Origin of the sequence: Synechococcus sp. MU1617, from assembly GCF_020514235.1 — a bacterium.
In the GTDB taxonomy this organism is placed as follows: Bacteria; Cyanobacteriota; Cyanobacteriia; order PCC-6307; family Cyanobiaceae; genus Parasynechococcus.
In genome coordinates, this window is the sequence record NZ_VTLB01000001.1 from 21,103 (window position 1) to 39,875 (window position 18,773).

At 60.4% G+C, this 18,773-nt stretch carries 29 protein-coding genes; 13 read left to right on the top strand and 16 right to left on the bottom strand.

The window, feature by feature from the left end; all coding sequences use genetic code 11:
• Nucleotides 1–2: 2 nt before the first annotated feature.
• The 4 genes from FZZ90_RS00165 to FZZ90_RS00180 are packed head-to-tail and all read right to left on the bottom strand — an operon-like array spanning nt 3 to nt 1,962.
• Nucleotides 3–203, bottom strand: coding sequence for a hypothetical protein (locus FZZ90_RS00165; protein ID WP_011364449.1), 201 nt, complete (start codon nt 201–203; stop codon nt 3–5).
• Between the two features lie 55 nt (nt 204–258).
• Nucleotides 259–1,047: an ABC transporter ATP-binding protein gene (locus FZZ90_RS00170; RefSeq protein WP_226423787.1), complete on the bottom strand. Its 789-nt coding sequence runs from the start codon at nt 1,045–1,047 to the stop codon at nt 259–261.
• On the bottom strand, nt 1,037–1,468 hold the full coding sequence (locus FZZ90_RS00175; protein WP_226423788.1) for an NUDIX hydrolase: 432 nt from the start codon (nt 1,466–1,468) through the stop codon (nt 1,037–1,039). The genes FZZ90_RS00170 and FZZ90_RS00175 overlap by 11 nt, the downstream gene beginning before the upstream one ends.
• Nucleotides 1,465–1,962 (bottom strand): hypothetical protein, encoded by a 498-nt coding sequence (locus FZZ90_RS00180; protein WP_226423789.1) that lies wholly within the window; start codon nt 1,960–1,962, stop codon nt 1,465–1,467. The genes FZZ90_RS00175 and FZZ90_RS00180 overlap by 4 nt, the downstream gene beginning before the upstream one ends.
• A gap of 38 nt (nt 1,963–2,000) precedes the next feature.
• On the opposite strand from FZZ90_RS00180, the gene FZZ90_RS00185 reads away from it, so the two are divergent.
• Nucleotides 2,001–2,192 (top strand): hypothetical protein, encoded by a 192-nt coding sequence (locus FZZ90_RS00185; RefSeq protein ID WP_226399602.1) that lies wholly within the window; start codon nt 2,001–2,003, stop codon nt 2,190–2,192.
• Here FZZ90_RS00185 and FZZ90_RS00190 read toward each other — a convergent pair.
• The gene (locus FZZ90_RS00190) at nt 2,176–2,361 is read right to left on the bottom strand and encodes a hypothetical protein (protein WP_226423790.1); all 186 of its coding nucleotides are present in this window, start codon (nt 2,359–2,361) and stop codon (nt 2,176–2,178) included. The genes FZZ90_RS00185 and FZZ90_RS00190 overlap by 17 nt on opposite strands.
• Nucleotides 2,362–2,426: 65 nt before the next feature.
• Between FZZ90_RS00190 and FZZ90_RS00195 the strand changes: the two genes are divergently transcribed.
• From FZZ90_RS00195 to FZZ90_RS00220, 6 genes are all read left to right on the top strand, one after another.
• Nucleotides 2,427–2,921, top strand: a complete 495-nt coding sequence (locus FZZ90_RS00195; protein ID WP_226423791.1) for a hypothetical protein — start codon at nt 2,427–2,429, stop codon at nt 2,919–2,921.
• The gene (locus tag FZZ90_RS00200; protein ID WP_226423792.1) at nt 2,918–3,139 is read left to right on the top strand and encodes a chlorophyll a/b-binding protein; all 222 of its coding nucleotides are present in this window, start codon (nt 2,918–2,920) and stop codon (nt 3,137–3,139) included. Before FZZ90_RS00195 ends, FZZ90_RS00200 begins: the two co-directional genes overlap by 4 nt.
• 3 nt (nt 3,140–3,142) lie before the next feature.
• The gene (locus FZZ90_RS00205) at nt 3,143–3,799 is read left to right on the top strand and encodes a methyltransferase domain-containing protein (protein WP_226423793.1); all 657 of its coding nucleotides are present in this window, start codon (nt 3,143–3,145) and stop codon (nt 3,797–3,799) included.
• A 78-nt stretch (nt 3,800–3,877) separates the two neighbouring features.
• Nucleotides 3,878–4,060 carry a hypothetical protein gene (locus FZZ90_RS00210; RefSeq protein WP_226423794.1) on the top strand — a complete coding sequence of 61 codons (183 nt, stop codon included), beginning with the start codon at nt 3,878–3,880 and terminating at the stop codon, nt 4,058–4,060.
• Nucleotides 4,042–4,764 carry a triacylglycerol lipase gene (locus FZZ90_RS00215; protein ID WP_226423795.1) on the top strand — a complete coding sequence of 241 codons (723 nt, stop codon included), beginning with the start codon at nt 4,042–4,044 and terminating at the stop codon, nt 4,762–4,764. Before FZZ90_RS00210 ends, FZZ90_RS00215 begins: the two co-directional genes overlap by 19 nt.
• An 18-nt stretch (nt 4,765–4,782) precedes the next feature.
• Nucleotides 4,783–5,127 carry a molecular chaperone DnaJ gene (locus tag FZZ90_RS00220; RefSeq protein WP_226423796.1) on the top strand — a complete coding sequence of 115 codons (345 nt, stop codon included), beginning with the start codon at nt 4,783–4,785 and terminating at the stop codon, nt 5,125–5,127.
• 16 nt (nt 5,128–5,143) lie between these two features.
• On the opposite strand, the gene FZZ90_RS12775 is transcribed toward FZZ90_RS00220, so the two are convergent.
• Entirely contained in the window at nt 5,144–5,266 is a 123-nt protein-coding gene (locus tag FZZ90_RS12775) for a hypothetical protein (RefSeq protein ID WP_006849913.1), read from the bottom strand.
• Between the two features lie 605 nt (nt 5,267–5,871).
• Here FZZ90_RS12775 and FZZ90_RS00225 point away from each other — a divergent pair.
• Nucleotides 5,872–6,021 (top strand): hypothetical protein, encoded by a 150-nt coding sequence (locus FZZ90_RS00225; protein WP_226423797.1) that lies wholly within the window; start codon nt 5,872–5,874, stop codon nt 6,019–6,021.
• A 1-nt stretch (nt 6,022) separates the two neighbouring features.
• Here FZZ90_RS00225 and FZZ90_RS00230 read toward each other — a convergent pair whose 3' ends face one another.
• The 7 genes from FZZ90_RS00230 to FZZ90_RS00260 all read right to left on the bottom strand — a co-directional run bounded on the left by FZZ90_RS00230 (nt 6,023) and on the right by FZZ90_RS00260 (nt 12,761).
• Nucleotides 6,023–6,277 carry a hypothetical protein gene (locus FZZ90_RS00230; RefSeq protein ID WP_226423798.1) on the bottom strand — a complete coding sequence of 85 codons (255 nt, stop codon included), beginning with the start codon at nt 6,275–6,277 and terminating at the stop codon, nt 6,023–6,025.
• An 18-nt stretch (nt 6,278–6,295) separates the two neighbouring features.
• Nucleotides 6,296–6,616 (bottom strand): hypothetical protein, encoded by a 321-nt coding sequence (locus tag FZZ90_RS00235; protein ID WP_226423799.1) that lies wholly within the window; start codon nt 6,614–6,616, stop codon nt 6,296–6,298.
• Between the two features lie 247 nt (nt 6,617–6,863).
• A complete protein-coding gene (locus FZZ90_RS00240) occupies nt 6,864–7,409 on the bottom strand; it encodes a DUF1543 domain-containing protein (RefSeq protein WP_226423800.1) in 546 nt (181 codons plus the stop codon).
• Entirely contained in the window at nt 7,406–7,804 is a 399-nt protein-coding gene (locus FZZ90_RS00245; RefSeq protein WP_226423801.1) for a hypothetical protein, read from the bottom strand. Before FZZ90_RS00245 ends, FZZ90_RS00240 begins: the two co-directional genes overlap by 4 nt.
• A gap of 24 nt (nt 7,805–7,828) precedes the next feature.
• A complete protein-coding gene (locus FZZ90_RS00250; protein WP_226423802.1) occupies nt 7,829–8,029 on the bottom strand; it encodes a hypothetical protein in 201 nt (66 codons plus the stop codon).
• A gap of 575 nt (nt 8,030–8,604) precedes the next feature.
• Nucleotides 8,605–11,106, bottom strand: coding sequence for a ligase-associated DNA damage response DEXH box helicase (locus FZZ90_RS00255; RefSeq protein ID WP_226423803.1), 2,502 nt, complete (start codon nt 11,104–11,106; stop codon nt 8,605–8,607).
• Nucleotides 11,106–12,761, bottom strand: a complete 1,656-nt coding sequence (locus FZZ90_RS00260) for an ATP-dependent DNA ligase (RefSeq protein WP_226423804.1) — start codon at nt 12,759–12,761, stop codon at nt 11,106–11,108. The genes FZZ90_RS00255 and FZZ90_RS00260 overlap by 1 nt, the downstream gene beginning before the upstream one ends.
• Before the next feature lie 119 nt (nt 12,762–12,880).
• Between FZZ90_RS00260 and FZZ90_RS00265 the strand changes: the two genes are divergently transcribed.
• On the top strand, nt 12,881–13,141 hold the full coding sequence (locus FZZ90_RS00265; RefSeq protein ID WP_226423805.1) for a hypothetical protein: 261 nt from the start codon (nt 12,881–12,883) through the stop codon (nt 13,139–13,141).
• Here the strand turns inward: FZZ90_RS00265 and FZZ90_RS00270 are convergent.
• On the bottom strand, nt 13,138–14,124 hold the full coding sequence (locus FZZ90_RS00270) for a ligase-associated DNA damage response exonuclease (protein ID WP_226423806.1): 987 nt from the start codon (nt 14,122–14,124) through the stop codon (nt 13,138–13,140). The two genes, FZZ90_RS00265 and FZZ90_RS00270, sit on opposite strands and share 4 nt — an antisense overlap.
• Nucleotides 14,125–14,191: 67 nt before the next feature.
• Between FZZ90_RS00270 and FZZ90_RS00275 the strand changes: the two genes are divergently transcribed.
• Nucleotides 14,192–14,425, top strand: coding sequence for a hypothetical protein (locus FZZ90_RS00275; RefSeq protein ID WP_226423807.1), 234 nt, complete (start codon nt 14,192–14,194; stop codon nt 14,423–14,425).
• On the opposite strand, the gene FZZ90_RS00280 is transcribed toward FZZ90_RS00275, so the two are convergent.
• The gene (locus tag FZZ90_RS00280) at nt 14,426–14,857 is read right to left on the bottom strand and encodes a thioredoxin family protein (RefSeq protein ID WP_226423808.1); all 432 of its coding nucleotides are present in this window, start codon (nt 14,855–14,857) and stop codon (nt 14,426–14,428) included. It abuts the gene before it with no gap.
• A 67-nt stretch (nt 14,858–14,924) separates the two neighbouring features.
• A complete protein-coding gene (gene nadA, locus FZZ90_RS00285; protein ID WP_255613431.1) occupies nt 14,925–15,857 on the bottom strand; it encodes a quinolinate synthase NadA in 933 nt (310 codons plus the stop codon).
• 53 nt (nt 15,858–15,910) lie between these two features.
• On the opposite strand from nadA, the gene FZZ90_RS00290 reads away from it, so the two are divergent.
• The 3 genes from FZZ90_RS00290 to FZZ90_RS00300 all read left to right on the top strand — a co-directional run bounded on the left by FZZ90_RS00290 (nt 15,911) and on the right by FZZ90_RS00300 (nt 18,761).
• On the top strand, nt 15,911–16,759 hold the full coding sequence (locus tag FZZ90_RS00290) for a TIGR04168 family protein (protein ID WP_226424416.1): 849 nt from the start codon (nt 15,911–15,913) through the stop codon (nt 16,757–16,759).
• Nucleotides 16,753–17,838 carry a hypothetical protein gene (locus FZZ90_RS00295; protein WP_226423810.1) on the top strand — a complete coding sequence of 362 codons (1,086 nt, stop codon included), beginning with the start codon at nt 16,753–16,755 and terminating at the stop codon, nt 17,836–17,838. Before FZZ90_RS00290 ends, FZZ90_RS00295 begins: the two co-directional genes overlap by 7 nt.
• Nucleotides 17,839–18,041: 203 nt before the next feature.
• Complete coding sequence (locus FZZ90_RS00300) at nt 18,042–18,761, top strand: glycoside hydrolase family 104 protein (RefSeq protein ID WP_226423811.1); 720 nt, start codon at nt 18,042–18,044, stop codon at nt 18,759–18,761.
• The last annotated feature ends 12 nt before the right edge of the window (nt 18,762–18,773 follow it).

Sequence of the window (18,773 nt, forward strand, 5' to 3'; positions counted from 1 at the left end):
GCTCAGGAGGCTTCGCTGTCATCCCACTTGGCTTTGCCATCCAGCAGTTCGATCAGCTCCTGGAGCCTGCCCATCGTGACGCGCACATCCGCACCGTCGGGCAGAACACCATCGGCCACCACGTTGTAGTGGTCACGGCACTGGTTGCGCAGCTCCTGCAGGCGCTTTTTGGTGATGGTCTTTTTCTGTTCTGCCGTTGCCATGGCGATTGCAAAGTCTGGCCCTCATCCCTAGCAGAGCAGGGTGCTGCGTCTGGATTTATCCCGGGAGAACCTGGCGAAAGCCATGGGCCTCGACCACGCTGAGCGGAGTCTTGAATAACTCACTCAGCTCGGCGGGCCGCAGCATCTCCCGCGGACTCCCATCCCCAACAAGGCGTCCCTGCGCCAGAAACAGCACCCGTTCCATTTCCGGCAGGATAGTGTCCACGCGGTGGGTGACCTGCACCACGGTTGTCCCCGCTCGGATCAGGCCCCGGAGGATGTTTAGCAACTGATGGCAGGCCTGGAGATCAAGGGCTCGGCTCGGCTCATCAAGCACCAGTACCTCAGGTTCGTGCACCAGGGCGCGAGCGATCAACAGGCGGCGCCGCTGTCCGTCCGACAGCTCTCCATAGCAGCGCCCACGAATGCTGTGGAGTTGCAGTTGATCAAGCAGATCCTGCGCTTGCTCCCATTGCTCACCGCTTGGGTTCTGATCCCGGCCCAGCCGGGTGGCACCAAAAAAACTGCTCACCACCACCTCATCAACTGCTGTTTTGGGATGAAGCCGCTGTTCCAACTCGCTGGACACCACCCCCAGGCGGCTGCGCAGCGCCCAGAGGTTCACCGTCTCGCTGCCAAACAGCCGCAGGTGCGCGTCGTCCCGAACAATGGGATACAGGCTGCGGTCGATCAGTTTCACCAGGCTGCTTTTGCCTGCTCCGTTGGGCCCCAACACCGTTGTGGACTGCCGCAGTTTCAATTGCAGGTTGAGCTTGTGCAGCACTGGGCGATCGCCCAACCATGCCTCCACATTGCGGAGATCGAGCCAGGTTTCAGCCGTCATGGCCCTCCTGCAGCAGCCGTTCGATCACGATCGACAGGCGGGGCGCGACGGGCCGCAGCTCCTGCTGCCGCTCGCTCCAAATCGACTCACGCACAAGGTCGCTGAGCGAGACCAACTTCATCTCCTGGCCCTCCTTCAACTGCAGCTTGCGCAAGGGAACGCTGAGGGCTCCACGGAACACATGGGCCACCCGGTTGCCGCTGTCGTCGCTGAACCAAGGCTCGAGCGGCACGCTGGGTGACCAATCGATCTCCTCCTGCAGTTCGCGGTGCACGGCTTCGCTGGCTGTTTCTCCCGGGTCGAGATGGCCGCCAAACAGCCCCCAATGGCCCGGATAAATGATCGTCTCGACATCGTCTCGCAGCTGGAGCAGCCATCGCCCCTCCCGCTGGAGCATGGCCAGGGCAACGGCGGGCTTCATGGCGCCTCCGGTTTGAGCCGCGACCACTGAGCCAGTCCACCGCCCCGGCCACGCGCCGTAAGCGTTCCCTGCTGCTCGTTCAGCTCGATCAGGGCAAAGAAAGGAAGCCGTTGGGGCTGTGGTGAAGGCAGGCTTCGCTGAAGCAGCAGCTGACTCGACCAGGACAGCTCCATCGACGTGAAGCTGAACATCAGCAGCGGTCTTGAACCCTTGAGTTGGGCATGACCACTGAACCTCAATCGGAACCCGGCCAGGGTCACCTGATTGGTGATGCCCAGGCCCTGGTCACAGGGGCTCAAAATCAGGCTGGCCTGCAGCCAACGCAGCAGTGTTGCCGTTCCGGGCGCCGGCGCATCACCGTTGCGATTCCAGGTTTGCTGCAACATCCAGCAGCCCGGCAAATGCTCGATCTGAATGCCGCTTCCCTCTCGGCGGCTCTGACGTTCACGCGCCAGAAGGGCAGCGGCAGGCGGACCAGATGCGGCTGAGATCATGGGGCTCTGCAACCTCCCTATCTTTTCGGAGTCGGCCCATGGAGCGCGACAAGCGCCGGACACCTCCCCTAACGGACCTGCTTCTACGGGGACTGCGCATTGGGGCCAGCACCATCGCCCTGGTTGAACTGCTGCGCAGCGATTGGATCGGAGGAGGCCTCGCCAGCCTGGCCTGGCTTGTCTTCGTTCAGGTGGAGCGTCGGCGAGCGCCGCTCAAGCCTCCGTCCTGAGGATCGAATCGATGCAGTTTGGATGCTGACGGATATAGGCGTTGAACTCCATGGCCAGCAGACGCGCTTCAAAGGCATCGGTGGCGTAGAAGCAGGATTCCAGCTTTTCTCCGTTGGAGGTCTTGTGGCGGACTGTGTAGGGAGTTCGTCCTTGAGCAATGCTGGCCATGGACCGTTGAAGCAGTCGTTTCAAGCTGGCACTCCTGCTAGGTGGAATTCCATAACCATTCGTTCATGTTTGCGTTTCAACGCTTCGTAAAGCTGTTTGAAGCAGCCGACAGTCCCCTTGACCCCTCTGCCCGCATCGTGATGCCCTTGGCCTCCTGCTCTCTGACCTTCAAAGTTGCTCTGGCCTCATTGTTGTCCCTGAGCTCTCTGCCTGTTCAGGCGGAATGGCAGCCGATGCAGGAGCCGGCGGTTTGGCAATCGCGTCGCGGCGAGCTGCTGCCCGGCGACGGCTGGATCTTCATGGAGGCCCTCGACACCCCCGCGCTCAAGGCGGCTGAATACATCCGGGCCCCAAAAGCTGTTGACGGTGCCGTTGAGGTGGAGGCAGGCCTGTTAATTCAGCGCGCTGGCCAGGATCAGTGGCGCCAACGGGTTCTGCCGATGCGTGCCAACTGCTCCAAGGGGCAGCTTGAGCAACGCCGGGCCGATGGTTCCTGGACCGTCTACCCCGGACGCGATGGAACCGTGGTTAAGGTCCGCTGGATTTGCGCATTGCGATGAGTCGGCCTGCTTTTCGCTACGAAGAACCGGAACGCTTCGGCGAGTCGCTCACCACAGCACGTCCCTGGAACCGGTCTGCTCTGACCGAAGTGGAGCGTCTCAATGGCCGTGTAGCCATGCTCGGTTTCGCGGCTGCCGTGGTGCTTGAAAAGACCACAGGCTTGGGAATTGCGGGTCAGCTTGCTGCAGCCCTGCGCTGGTACCTGCAGCTGGGTTGATCGATGACGGTTGTTCCTGTTCTGAAGGACTCCCAACGCTTCAAGTTGGATGCCACGGATGACGCGATCTTCTACAGCGAGCCTCGTTTCGTTCACCACCTGGATGCGGGTTTTCGGGCTCGGCTGACCGCCCTCTACCGCGAGCGCATTCCGCCCTGTGCCCAGGTGCTGGATCTGATGAGCAGTTGGGTCAGCCATCTGCCGGAAGACGTCAGTTACGACAAGGTGACCGGCCATGGCCTCAATGCAGATGAGCTGAGCGCCAATCCCCGATTGGATCGGCACTGGGTTCAGAACCTCAACCGCGACCAAGCCCTCCCGGTTGAGGACGCTTCGATCGATGCCACCCTCATCGTGGCCGGTTGGCAGTACCTGCAACAGCCCGAGCTGATCGCCGCTGAGTTGTTGCGGATCACCCGGCCCCGGGGCCAGGTGATCGTGGCGTTTTCCAATCGAATGTTCTTCACCAAGGCTCCGCAGATCTGGACCGATGGTGATGACGGGGATCACCTGCGTTATGTCGCTGAGGTGTTGATGGCCCAGGGCTGGCCCCAGCCGGAGATTGTTGCCGAAGACACCCGCGCCGAGGGTGTGATGGGCTTGTTCGGTGGCAAGGGAGATCCTTTCTTTGCCGTTGTGGCGGAGAAACCTCTCCAGTGATTCCTCGTCTTTCCTTTGAATTCAAGGGATGGACGTTGGCCTCACTTGCGGCATCGTGAGGCGAGAACCAGGATCTCCATGAGCTTTACCCTTCCGGGTCTTCTCCCCTGGCGCTTCAGGATCGTGTTGATCGGTCAGCAGGTTGTTCTCGAGGCTTCCTCTGAAGATCAACACCTGAGCATGGTTCTTGAGCCTGGCGGCAGTCGCATTCGGCGTGGCTACGACCTGATCAAGGCCCCGCAATGTGCGCTGATTCGGTGATCGGCACAGCTCGCCTCGCCCAGCCCGTCGTCATCTTCGGTGGCTTTCTGATCACGGAAGAGGCCTATCGCCCCCTCGCTGATTGGATTCATCAAGCCACCGGTGCTGCAGTTCGCATCGTGCCTGCGTCCAAATTGGATTGGCTGGCCACCAGCTGGGGCTTCGGTTGGGTCCGCCTGCTTGATCGCGTCGATACCGCTGTGCGCGAGCTTCAAAGCCAGTCGCCCACCGGGCGAGTCACCTTGATTGGTCACAGTTCCGGTGGGGTGATGTTGCGGCCTTATCTGGCCGATCAGGCCTTTCTGGGACGCCGTTTCAACGGCGCAGCCCGATGCAATCGCCTGATCACTCTCGGCAGTCCCCATCAGGCTCTGCGTGCCACACCGCTGCGGGCTCGCGTGGATCGTGAGTTTCCGGGTTGCCCTGAAGTCGATCGGGTGGATTACGTCGCGGTTGCGGGTCGGCTTGATCCTCAGGGAGCGAATGCATCAAGCTTCTCGAGGCGCAGCTCTGCCCGCAGCTATCGCCAGATCATGGGCGACCCGGATCTGGAGGGTGATGGCCTGGTGCCAATTTCATCAGCCCTGTTGCGGGATGCCCGTTGGATTGAGCTTGCCGATACGGCCCACGGGGGATTGTTCGGTCAAAGCTGGTACGGCTCCACCGATCGCATCGAGCGCTGGTGGTCGCTTTTGGGTGACTGAACCAGGCGATCAGTCATTGTGGCCTGCTTCGGCGATCAGCTTGTGCAGGAATCGAAAGGGTTTGGGGGTAAGGCCAGCTCGGCCAAACGCAAAACCAGCAAGAAGCGCAAGCCAGGCACGTCAAACCATCGCCGCGATCAATGTCCGATGGGGCGTGATCCTGGCCTGGAGGCGATTCAGGCCAGGCAATGCCTTGGCTTGCCGCTGACCGGTCGGCTGACCGTTGCCCAGGTGAAGCGGGTCCACAAACTTCTGGCTGTTCAACATCATCCGGACAAAGGGGGCGACCCTGAAGCGATGACGCGGTTCAACACAGCCCGCGATGTGCTGCTGGAGCCTGAGATGGAGATGCTTGCTGCCTGACGCCCTTTGAAGCGCGTCAGCTACCGCTGCTGCGACCCAGCACCAACCACGTGATCAGCATCAGACCACTGAGGCTGACCACGGTGTAAATCCAATCGGCGTATGGCGTCCAGAACAGTCCCGCAACGGGGGCTGTCATCGGTCCCAGACCAGCAGGAGCACCACAAACAACGCTCCGAACACAAGGAAGGGCGTGAGCAGCGTCAGCAGAGACTGTGTTTCGATCGTTCTGGTTGCAGCAGGCGGATCATCCGGCGGTCTGTTTTGATCTGTCAAATCTCCGTTATTGACTGAGATTGAGGCCAGAGCTCGCGGCCAATCAACCTTCACCGGGATCGAGCAGTGGGATGAACAACCGTCAGCGTCAACTCCTTATCGCTTTCTCGGCCTCGATGGGGCTTGGTTTGCTTGGCGGCTTGGCGTTCAACGTCACGTCTCAACTGATCCGGCCGGGCCTGGGTCCGGCATCACCAGAAGGGCCTGTACCTCAAGGTCCTGCGTTGCCTCAGCAGAACACAGGTTCATCCGATCCTGGCTGTTTCGTTCCTCCTGGAGGCGGCCCGCCTGTCACGAAGAACTTCCAGCCCTGTTGATTGCATTGTCGGTAAAGGTTTTTAGGCAAAGTCTTCAAAAGAAAAAATAAAGAAGTGCCATATTGATACCTAAAATTGTTTCGATTGTTCGCTCCTATACCGAAACCCAAGGCTTCCTGAGGTGATTGTCTGGATCTCTTCCAGTCCACGCATGAACAGCGATCAGCGTCTCAGCTATCTGCACTTGATGAACAAAGCTGCTGAATCTGAAGACAGGCAAAGCTATTTCTATTACCTCAAGCTGGCTGAACAAACACTGCAACGCCAGGATCCCGACGAGCTCTGGAAGCCTGCAGCTTGATTCAGCGAATTATGTTGGCCTTGAAAAAACCGAATCCAAGGCCAAAGGATGAGGATTGATCGCGATGCAGCGTGACTGAAACATCGAAATCGAGCAGATCTGACTGTTCGATGTCCTCACGCTTCAAGTTGTAAGCGTTGTCAGCTTCAAAGCGATCGAGGATTGCATCGCGATGGGTCTCCAGATAATCCACCACCTGCTTCAGCACATGGTCGCGCCAGGCTTCGGCTGCGTCTTTGCTGACTCGATCAGACATGGTGGATTGATCTGTTGTCTACAGATTGAACCCGAAACCGCCACTGACCCGGTTGCCGTGGTGATACGGGTGAACCGGAACCATCCATGGGGTCGGTAAACCCATGGGGCCGTACACCGGGGAATAACTGCGGTAGATCGGACGAACGTGGCGGCGACGGGTGTTCTCGATCGCATTTCTGTAGCCCCTCCTGTAGCCCTTGTCGTAGGCCTTTTGCTTCTTATGGGAGTGGCGATTGTGGTGGTGGTGATCGCGATGGGCTTCAGCTGCAGGACTCAGGCTGATTCCGGTGACCCCCACGAGAAGCATGGCGGTGCCGAGACGTTGAACAAGCGTCATGGTTGAGCGACGGACTGAAAAAAACGTATTGCGGCTCGACCTGCAAACCATTTCAGCTTTCCGGCCAAGTGTGACTGGATGCTGCTTTGGGCCGTGATTGCCTATTCGGTGTCTGTGCGTTGTTCCAGTACGAATCGCAACGCCCACAGTCCGGCATAGGAGCCCGTCAGAACGAGGAGGATCAGGATCAGCACGACACATCCTCAACGTGGGTGTTTGTTGTAGCTGACCTGTGTTTGTTCTGTGGTCAGATCGTCCAGTAGCCGTACCAATCGGGATGGGCTGGGGCGACGTCGACTTGGGGATCCGCGATCAGTCTCAAATGCCATTGGCCGTTTCCGTGAATCGGCAGCAGATCATCGAGCGCGCTGTCCATTTCGACAGGATGAAGGTCATCCTTGTGGACTTGCTCCTGTCCTTGGAGCCAACGCTGGCGTGCCAGTGCTTTTGCTGAGGCTGAAGATCGGGCCACGATCACCCCAAAGGCGTGCTGTTCCGCCATTGACGTGGGGTCATAGGCGCCAAGGTTGACGAACCACAGCTGCTGACCATCAGCACTGGATCGATCCTGCGCTTGCTCAACAACCTCAACGCGATGGCCATCGACATGGTCGATGCAGCGATAGCTGTCGATGTGCAAGCCACGGCGAAGCCCGATCCATTCCTGCCGCAGGGCCGGCAGCGTGGCCTCAATGGTCTCCCCCACCACCCAGCGCACATCGTGCTGCTCGACATGGCAGCCCTTGCAACGCCCGCCCAGCACCACCAGGAACAGCTTCTTTGCGCTGCTCATCGCTGGGCCGTTGATGGGTCGTCGGCATGGGCGACGACGGCACGGCAGTGGGCGATGAACTCCTCGGCGTCCCTCTCCCCTTTGGCTTCTTTGGTCTGCAGGCTGAGAATCTCAAAGGTCGCGGCGCTGCTGCTGCTCACCGGGGAGACGGTCGGACTGCGGCTTCCATCATTGAGGCGGTTGTCCAACGGCAGCCCGTCGAAGGGATCCGTGCCGTCGCAACGCTGAAAGGCTGCGTGAATGGCATCGATGGTCTCCCTCACCTGGTACGTGGCTCCTCGTTTTCTGGCGCGCTTGGTGATCGTTACCGCGGTGCGGTTCAGCAGCCGTTTGTAGCTCTCGGCGTCGATGTCCAGCCAGCTGGGGGGGCTGACCGACAACGGATTACGTCCCATGCACCCCTCGGTGGCTCCAGGTGTTCAGACTTTTTCGAGCCAGGCCAGGAATAACCGGCGGATTTCCTCTGCGTTCGTGACCCGCTCGCTCAGGGATGCCGTCACGGCACCGGGGTGCTCGCGCTGCACGATTTGCTCAGCCTCATAGGCGTCCGCCGCCTCAACAGGCATGAAGCCGGCGTCAACGGACGCTGGAGAGCAATAAAAGACGGGGTAACGGCTCATCGAGGTGCTGCAACCTCCAACCGATAGCAACGAACAAGTGATCGAGGGAATGGTTGCCGAAGGCTCTCACCCTCATCTGTTGGGTTCAGGGTTTTTCCTTAAGTCCTGAGCCTCAACGGCCACCGATTCATACCTTGAGTCGTACTTGCTAAGGCACCTTGGCGTTTGATTCTGGAGATAAGACAGACCGATTCATTGCCGCAGCCAAGTCACGGGCGGAAGCTGCACTGAATGAGCCGGCACCAAAACTGACGGCCTTGGAAAGGGGCATGTTGGAGTCGCTGCGACAGGGCGGAAGGCCGGTACGTCACGGTTGATCTCAGCGCATCAGCAGCCAAACGGCCAAGGCACCACAACCAAACCCCTTGATGAACTGGGCCCAGGTGAGGCCGTAGGTATCGAGCGAAAGCGTTCTCATCATCAGATTCAGAACCTCCTTGTGTTTCCGAATCAAAGGCGAGCTGTTGGCCGTGTTGAGCTGTGGAATCTGTTTGAGCTTGATCTCCCCGAGCTTGGCCAACGTTGCTAATCCCTTCCGCTGTTGAACCTTAAGGGCACTGCAGTGGAAAGCGATCTCAACCCTCTTTGCGGATGGCTTCCTCCTTCATCCGCTGAACCCGCTCCAAAACGGATTCATTGCTCATCCTGTTGTTGAGCCGCTCCACCAGCAGTGGAAAGGCCAGCGGGCTGGGCCGCGGGGTTTCAACGTGCAGCCATTCCTGGCTTGCAGCGCGTTCCAAGGCCGCCTCCAAGCGTGAGATCTCCAACTGGTCGTCGAGCACCTCCTGCTGCGCTTGTAGCAGTAAGCGGTTGTTCGGTTCATGGCGGCTGAACACATCGAACAGCAGCGAGGCACTGATCTGAAGCTGACCGGTGCTTTTGCTGGATCCAGGGAATCCCCGGTTCATTAGGCCAGCGATCTGGGCGATGGCGCGAAAGCGTCGCCGTTGCAGCTCGGAAAGATTCAGTGCGTTTTTCAGATCCAGCTCCAGCTTTTGACGATCAAGCAGCAGATCGAAGTGATCCTCCAGCAACTCCGCCATGGGGTAGCTCTTCGGTGCCAACAGCTCAAAGCCGTAGTCGTTCACCGACACCGTGATCGTGCCCCGCTCCAGACGGGTGAGCCGCGACGCCCAGAGGAAGCCGATGCCCTCATGAACGAACCGTCCTTCAAAGGGGAAAGCAAACAGGTGCGTGCCTTCCCGGGTGTGACAGGTCTCAATCAACAGCTGCCCAATCGTCGGCAACACCGAGATGTCCTGTTGCCGATCAAACAGGGGCTTCAGAGCCTGCAGTTCAGCGTTGTCCAAGTCACCACGGCTGGCTCGGTCCACCTCGAGACGCAGGTGATGGGTCAGCAGATCGGAGAGGGCCATCTGCCCTCCAGCCCAGGCAGGCACCGTGCGCGTTTTTTTTGTGCTCACCTTCACGTAAGCGGTCATGTCCCGCAGCCGTACGAACTCCAGCTGGCGGCCGGAGAAAAAGAACACATCCTTCGGCTTCAGCTGGCTGATGAAGGTCTCCTCCACATGGCCGAGCACAGCACCACGCACAAAACGCACCGTGATCGCCGGTGCGGCCGTGATTGTTCCGACATTGAGACGGTGCAGCCGGGCGATGGCCTTGTCGCGCACCCGGTAGTGCTGGCTTGTCTCCTCCCACTCGAGTTTGCGGTAGCGGGGATAGGCCCCGAGGCACTCCCCGCCCTGCTCGAGAAACAGCATGCACCAGTCCCAGTCGTCCGGGCTCAGCTCGGCGTAGGCCGCACAGCTCCGCACGGCCTGCAAGGTCTGCTCGGGATTGAAGCCAGGGCCGCAGGCCAGCCCCGTGAGGTGCTGCAGCAGCACATCCAGCGGGGCGTTCGGCGGTTTGCGTTGTTCCACCAGACCCTCCGTCAGCCCCCGTCGCACAGCACTGAGCTCGAGCAGTTCGAGCGCATTGGTGGGCATGAACAGCACCTGGGATGTTCCGCCGGGTAAGTGCGCTGACCGTCCCGCCCGCTGCAGCAGCCGCGCCAGATTCTTGGGGCTGCCGATCTGCACCACCTGTTCCACGGGTTGGAAGTCCACCCCGAGATCCAGAGAGCTGGTGCACACCACCCAACGAATGCCACCGGCCTTCACGGAGGCTTCGATCGCTTCCCGCTCGCCGCGGTCGATGGCGCTGTGGTGCAGAGCCAATCCCTCCTCCATTTCCGGGCAGGCGAAGCGCAGACATTGGTGCCAACGCTCCGACTGATTGCGGGTGTTGGTGAACAGCAAGGTGCTGATCCCGGGATTGAGGCGGGCCACCAGCTCCTCGTACATCCGCAACCCGAGGTGTCCGGCCCAAGGGAAGCCATCGATCGTCTCAGGAAGGATGCTCTGAATTTCCGTGCTGCGGGCTGGGGCGCCTCCGATCAGCTGCGGCTCCTCTGCTGTCCCTAAGGCATGGCGCGCTGCCTGCTCGATGTTGCCGATGGTGGCACTGATGGCCCAGGTCTGGAGCTGGGGGCGGAGCTGCCGCAACCAGCTCAGGCACAGCTCCGTCTGGCTGCCCCGTTTGCTGCCCATCAACTCGTGCCATTCATCGAGGATCACCGTCTGCAGCTGACCAAACAGCTCTTCGGCCTTGGCGTTGCTGAGCAGCAGGGCGAGGGACTCTGGAGTCGTCACCAGAATCTGTGGCGGTGCCTTGAGCTGTTTGGTGCGTTCGCTGCTGCTGCTGTCGCCATTACGGATGCCCACCCGAATCGGCCAACCCATCGCCTCAATCGGTTCGCGGATCGCCAGTGACAAGTCGCGGCTGAGGGCTCGCAATGGCGTGATGTAGAGCAGGCGTATTCCTTTCAATGGCTGCTCCTCCGCCAACATCCGGGCGATCGGCCCCATCACGGCGGCGAAGGTTTTGCCGGATCCAGTTGGTACTTGGATCAATCCGCTCTGACCGGCGAGGTAGGCCTCCCAGGTTTGGCGTTGAAACGGGAGCGGTGCCCAGTTTTTCCTCGCGAACCAGGCATGAATCGGGTTCAACCGAGGGTCGCTGCTTTTTGGCTTGGCCTTTGCCTTCGCTTTTGCACTCTTTTTTAAAGGCGCCATCAGCGGTTCTGGATCAACGCCATCGCTGTTTGGAGTGAATCCGCTTCATCGGCGGGTTTGTCGCGTCGCCAGCGCAGGATGCGTGGGAAACGCACGGCGATGCCGGATTTGTGGCGTTTGGAAGGATGAATCCCTTCAAATCCAATCTCAAACACCAGTTCTGCTTGAACGGATCGTGCCGGCCCGAAGCGCTGCAGGGTGTTGCGTCGGATCCAGCGGTCAAGCTCGAGGATTTCGGCGTCGTTGAGGCCGGAATAGGCCTTGGCGAAGGTCACCAACTGCGGCTCTTCCGCGTTGGTCCAGAGGCCGAAGGTGTAGTCGGTGAACAGGTTGGCGCGTCGCCCACTGCCGGCCTGGGCATAGAGGAGCACTGCGTCGAGGGTCATCGGCTCCAGCTTGTGCTTCCACCAGTTGCCGCGCTTGCGCCCGCTCAGATAAGGCGATTCCGCTTGTTTGAGCATCAGGCCTTCGGCGTTGTGTTGACGGGCCTGGTTGCGTTGTGTCTCCAGCTCCTCCCAGGTGTTGATCGACCAGGACGGGCTCTGCTGCAGCCGCCACGACTCGGGATGCTCGATGTTTTCCAGCAGCGCAGCCAGTTGCTGCTGACGCTGCCTTAATCCCTGCTGGCGGATGTCGACACCCTGATGTTCCAGCAGGTCGTAGGCGATGAACTGCATCGGGCAGTCCCGTTTCAACGTTGCTCCAACGGTTTTGCGGCCGAGCCGTCGTTGCAGCTGATCAAAGCCAAGCGGTGTGGCCGCGTTCCGTTGCCAGCAGATCAGTTCGCCGTCGAGAACGCTGCCGGATGGCAAGGCCTGGGCTATCTCCACAAGCTCAGGGAAGCTCTCGTTGACCAGTTCTTCTCCACGGCTCCAGAGGTAGACGCCGGAACCGCGATGAATCAGCTGACCGCGGATCCCGTCCCATTTCCACTCCAGTTGCCAATCTTTTGCGGATGTCTCCTGCAGTCGTTCGGGTTCCAGGGGACTGGCGAGATAAAAGGGGTAGGGGGTGCCACTGGAACGGTGTTCATCCGCGGTCGCGCAGGCGGTGAGTTGAACGAATCGCTCAGCGGAGGGCTCAAAGCCGCCCATCAGCCGTTGCACCACAAGACTTTCCTCCAGATCAAACGCCTCGGCGATGGCGCGGCTGATCAGTCCCGTCGACACGCCGACACGGAATCCGCCCGTGAGCAACTTGTTGACGATGAAGTGCTGGTCGGGCGGGGTGCTGTGCCAGAGCCAGATCACGGCATTGGCTTGGTCGTCATCGCTTCTGGTGCTGATGGCCGGCAGCAGGGTGTCCATCCACCAGCGCAGGGGCATGTCTCCCTCCCCGCTGGGAAGACCGGGATCGGTTGCTTTAACCCGCTCTTGCACGGCGGGCCAGAGCAGGCTGATGGTTTCGGCTGAGTCGCCCACTTGGCCGTAGCAGTCGTCGATCAGCCAATCCGGAAGACCACCGCGGTCCCGCAGAATGTCGCGCAGTCGGCGACCGGTGATCAAGCGGCGGCGTCGTTTGCCCAACAGCAGCGTCAACGCCCAAGCCGCTTCCCCTGGATCGACCCCCTGAAAGTGATCCACCAGCGCCTGCACCTTGGCCTTGGTGCCTGTGACCTGATCCAGCTGATTGAACAGGTCCTGAAAGGCCCGCATGCGCGTTTGAACGGGATGGTTGAAATGCCACGCCATCCTGACAAGACATTTTGTGAGAGGTGCTGGAAATCAGGCTGAGACCTGTGTTGATGTGAGCGACAGCTTCCTGAATCAGCCGGATGGCACTCCTCTGGGACAACCTGGCGCAACAACTCAGCAGCGTGCGCGCTGCTAGCTCAGCCACGGCCGTCGTGACCCCCGTGGTTGGCTCTGGAACGTCGGATGATCCATCCGATCGCCGTCGTCGTCTTCAGAAGGCGCTTGAGGCCGTTAAAGACAGCGGCAACGCCATGATGATCGAGTCGCTCACGGCCGCGATCGAAGGTCGCGAGGCGAATCTCAACCTCCCGGAGCTGCCGGACGGGATCGCCAAGTTTTAGTCCGCTTCCCCTCCGAACAGGGTCTCCAGCGGCTCCGCATCTACACCTTCCACCTCCCGCAGGTAACGGGCCAGAACGTCGCTCTGGCCATGGGTGACGTACACCTTGCGGGCGCCGCTGTCCCGAACAGTCTGGATCAGTCCAGGCCAGTCGGCATGATCACTGAGCACGAACCCCCGCTCATAGCCCCGCCGTCGCCGGGCTCCGCGTACGGCCATCCAGCCGGAGGCAAAGGCGGTTTGTGGTGATTTGAAGCGGCGCATCCAGCTGGAGCGATGGGCTGAGGGTGGCGCCAAAATCAACCGGCCGTTGAGAGGATCCTTGCGAGGAAGTTCACTGACGGGGCGGCTAGGGGGCATGGGAATCCCCGCATCCCGGTAGTGACGGGTCACGGTTTCCACGGCGCCGTGCAACAGCACTTCTTCCTCCACGCCAATGGCCTTCAATTCGGCCAGCAACCGTTGGGCTTTGCCGAAGGCGTAGCAGAACAGCAGTGACGGCCTGCTGCGATCACGGCTCCACCAGGCATGGATGTCCTGGGCTACCTGCGCCCCGCTCTGCCAGCGATAGATCGGCATCCCGAAGGTGGCTTCGGTGATCAGCACATCGCAGTGCACCGGTTCAAAGGGTTCGCAACTGGGGTCGTCATCCCGTTTGTAATCACCGCTGACCACCCACACCTCACCCTCCGATTCCAGGCGGATCTGCGCTGAACCGAGCACGTGTCCGGCGCTGTGAAACGACACCTTGCATTGCCCCAACCAGTGTTCTTCGCCGTAGGCCACCGGGTGAAGCGTGATGTCCTGACCAAGTCTCTGGCGCAGTACCCCTTCACTGGAGGCCACAGCCCAGTACTCCCCGCATCCGGGTCGGGCGTGGTCGGCATGGGCGTGGGTGATCAGAGCCCGGGGAACTGGACGCCAAGGGTCGACCCAGGCCTTTGCGGCTCGGCAATACAACCCTTCGGGCGTGTGTTCGATCAAGCTCCGCTGCTGATCGCTGCAGACAGTCTGAAAGCCCCGTAGCTTGAACGCGTTTGCCCCGCTTGCGATGAAGCTTCTCGCTGCTGCTCTGTTTGTTTCAGCTCTGGCTGTGCCCAGTTCCGCTTTGGCTCAGAAAAAGATTCCCAAGGCACAAGGCCATAACCAATGCCCCCTGGGTTATGTCAACACGCTTGGCACCACCTGCACGTCTCCCATCTATTACGAGATGAGGCCCACCAACGGTGAAGCCTGCCCCTCCGGCTGGATGAATGTTGGCGCTGGCTACTGCCGCAAGAAGTAATCAGTTCTTCTGTTTTGGCCTCAGGCCACTCCAGCGCTCGAGGGTGTTGATCGATTGAACACCCTCCAGCCGCGTTGATCCGGGTCGTGTCCATGTGGGGATGGAGCGAATGTTTTCACCCCTGCATTGGCTGAGCTGGTCGGGATATTTGTCGGGCAGACCGCATTCCACGTAGTTCAGTTTGCGTCCGGCCTGTTTGCCGAAGAGTTTCATCTGCTCTTTGCAGGCGGGGCACCAATGGGCCCCAAAAAACCTGGCATCCAGCGTATTGAGTTGGTCGGCCAACTTGATCGTTTGTGCTGTGGATTCCGTTGCAGGTTCAGGGATGGGTTGGTTCCAGGGTTGCGCAGCTGCTGTGGTGCACGTTGTCCCCGTCATCGCTGCCATCAAGATCAGAATCCTGATGCCCTTGGGCTGGGTCACAGGTGCCATGCATTGCGTGGGGTGAATTGTCGAAAAGTTATTCGCATCAGATCGCTTCCTCTGAGCCGTTGGCCCGTCACCGGCTCATTTCGAGCATGCGCTGCATGGGTTTCATGGCCTTCAGGCGCATCGATTCATCCATCTCGATCGCAGGCGTGAGGGTCTCCAGGCATGCCTTCAGTTTCTCCAGGGTGTTGAGCCGCATGTAGGGGCATGCATTGCAGCTGCATCCATCGATTCCTGGCACGTCGAGCAAAGTTTTCTCAGGGACCCGTTGCTGCATCTGGTGCAGGATCCCTGGTTCCGTCAGAACGATGAAGCTGTTGCAGGAGCTCTGTTCGGTGTAATTCAACAGCTTGCTGGTGGATCCAATGAAATCCGCCAGGTCCAGCAGGTTCTGCTGGCATTCGGGGTGCGCGATGACTTCAGCCGAAGGATGTTCGTGCTTGAGAGCTAGCACCGCTTCTTCGCTGAAGGTCTCATGAACGATGCAGCGTCCCGGCCAGAGGGTCAGCTCGCGACCGCTCTGTTGTTGAACCCAGCGCCCCAGGTTTTGATCGGGGGCGAACAGAACGGGCTGATCGGCAGGCAGCTGGTTCACCAGATCAACGGCATTGCTGCTGGTGCAGATCAGATCGCTTTGCGCCTTCACCGCTGCTGTGCAGTTGATGTAACTCACCACGAAGTGGTCGGGGTGTTCTGCACGAAAGCGGGCGAACTCATCGGCGGGACAGTCGTCCGCCAGGGAGCACCCGGCCTCTAAATCCGGCAGCACCACCGTCTTTTCCGGGCTGAGAATCTTGGCGGTCTCTGCCATGAAGTGCACGCCGCAGAACACGATCACGTCTGCATCGGTGCTGGCGGCCTGGCGCGACAGCTCGAGGGAGTCACCTACAAAATCGGCGATGTCCTGAATCTCCGGTTCCTGGTAGTAGTGCGCCAGGATCACGGCATTGCGGTCCTTGCGAAGCCGGTTGATCGCCGCAACAAGGGCGGTGTCAGCGCTCATCAGGACCGGTTCGAGGCAGGATGACCACAGCCTAGGCATTCGCTCTGAAGCACCTGCGACTTGCCATTGCCGGTGATCTGCACGGCGCCTGGGGCGACGCTGATGAACAGCTGCTGCAGCATCTCAAGCCCGATGCTGTTCTTTTTGTAGGTGATCTCGCTGATGGGGATCTGCGGCTGACGCGACGGATCACGCGGCTTCCCTTTCCCGTAGCCGTGATCCTGGGGAACCACGACCGCGGACGGGATCGCAGTGGCGGCATCCTTGAGCAGCAACTGGCTGTGCTCGGCGATCTGCACTGCGCCTGGCGCTCGATCCAATGGCCCGAGCTCCCATTGACGGTTGTAGGTGCGCGTCCCTGCAGTGCAGGTGGAGGTTTTCACCTGTCGAAAGCGGTTGAGGCGGTGTACGGCCCGGTGTCGCTTGAAGCCTCAGCCGATCGGATCGTGAAGGCCGCAGCCGTTGTTCCCACCGACCAGCCCTTGATCGTGATGGCCCACTGCGGACCCTCGGGGTTGGGATCCGATGCCGCCAGTCCCTGCGGGCGCGATTGGAAGACACCGGCGCTCGACTGGGGAGATCAGGATCTGGCCCTCGCCTTGGATCGCATGGCCAAGAACCGACCTGCTGATCTGGTGATCTTTGGCCACATGCACCATGCCCTCAAGCGCGGCTCCGGTTTCCGCCAGAACCTGCTGCGTCATCGCCATGGAACCGCGCTGATCAACGCCGCCTGTGTGCCGCGTGCAGGGTTTGATGGGCACGGGCGGACGCTGCTGCACCTTTCCTGGGCTGAATTCCAGGGCTCCCGTCTCGCTCTGCTCGCCCATCGCTGGTACACCCCCGATGCTGAGTTGATCCATCAGGAGCAGTTGCAGATGGATGCTCCGCTGCCGTGCTGATCTATTTCTGCAGCAGCAGCCATGGCTACGGCCATGCCGCCCGAGATGCGGCGGTGCTGCAGCGGCTGCGCCGCCTTCGTCCCGACTGGACCTTGGTGATGAGCTCGGGTCTGTCCTCCCCTGTGCTGAAGCTGCTGTTGGGGGATGCAGCAATTCAGCAACGTTCCTGTCAATGGGATGTGGGCATGGTGCAGGCCGATGCGCTCGGTGTGGATTGTGCTGCCACCCTCAGCGCCTTGGATCAGCTGGAGCAACGGCTGCCGCACCTGATCGAGGCTGAGGCCAACTGGCTGGCGTCGCAGGGGCAGCCGGTCTTGATCGTCGGGGACATTCCCCCGGCCGCGGCCGCCTTGGCCCAGCGCCTCGATGCACCTCTGGTTTGGATGAGCAATTTCGGATGGGATGACATCTATGGCCCGTTGGGGGCTGCCTTCCAGCGCTGGGCTGATGCTGCCGCTGAGGCCTATCGCAGCGGTGATCTGCTGCTGCGCTGTCCATTTGATCTGGCCATGAACTGGGGTTTGCCTGAACGGAGGCTCGGGTTGGTCTGCGCCAGCCCGCGGTCCATCCCGGCGGATCTTGATGCTTCCCTGGATGCCCAGGATGGTCCCCTGGTGATGGTGGGTTTTGGAGGCCTTGGCCTGTCCATCTCTGGGAATCTGTTTCGGCTTTGGCCCAACCACCATTTCCTGCTTCCGGCCTCTGCCGTTGCTTCGCATGCGCCTGAGTTGGCAGCCCTCCCCAATCTCACGCTTCTACCGGATGGGCTGCGTCCCGTTGATGTGCTCGGCCGTTGCTCCCGGTTTCTGGGCAAGCCGGGTTTCAGTAGTTTCTGCGAGGCGATGGCCCACGGGGTTGGGATGCATGTAGTGGAGCGCAGTGGCTTCGCTGAAGCTTCGGCGTTGATGGGTGGTCTGCGTCGCCATGGCCAGCACCGATGCCTCAGCCGTCAGGACCTGGACACCGGGGCATGGCAGCTGGACCAGCCGTTGCTGGGGCCAAGCGACGCCGCTCTTTCTGCATCAGGGGCCTCAGAAGCCGCTCAAGCACTGGTGAATTGGTTGGCAGATCACTTTTAATTTCTGGTATTTAACAACACCTTTTTGAACTGATTTGTTTCCACGTTGACGTCTTAGCCGATTATTTGACTGGCATATATACCTATTGCTTTGAACCTTCTGTTCGAGAAGGTACGTCGGGCGGATTTTTTTCCGCTTGAGCATTTCATCCGCTTCTGATCTGCTCCTCGCCCTCTCGAGGGCATGTTCTTTGAACGCTCTTTATGGCTATCTCTGCATTCATCGGTCGTCAGACGCTCTCAGCGGCCGTGATCGTCGGAGTGCTGCCTGTTCTCAGTTCCCCACTGCCCGCCCAGGCGAGCTTGTTGCCCCCTGCCTCGCGGGCGCAGTTGATTCATACCTCTGATATCCAGCCCAGTCGGGCAATTCCCTATGTGATCACGCCCGAACGTCGGGCGATGCTGAACACGATCCGCTTCGCTGAAGGCACCTGGAAAGGTGGCCTGGATGTGGGCTATCGGGTGATGTTCGGAGGTGGCTTGATGCCCTCCCTTGCCCGTCATCCCAACCGGGTGATCTACAGCTCCCGCTATGCCAGTGCAGCTGCCGGGGCCTACCAGTTCATGCCCTTCACCTGGAACCTGGTTCAGCGCAGCATCGGCGTGCGCGGGTTCGGGCCTGAGGCTCAGGACCAGGGTGCTTTGTTCCTGATTCAGCGGCGCAAAGCCCTGTCTCTGACCGACACCGGTGTCCTCAGCCCCGTTCTCGCAGCCATGCTGGCTCCCGAGTGGGCATCATTTCCCACCCTTGCCGGTCGCAGCTACTACGGCCAGCCCGTCAAGAAATACGCGCGACTTCGCTCGTTTTATGACGTGAATCTTGCTGAGTTGCGTCGACTGCGTGACGTCAAGCGACAGGCCTTGGTGGCGCCTCCGCCGGCGCTGTGCACCGGGTCACGCATCGAATGCGCCACCCGGCTCTGAAAAGCGTCGAGA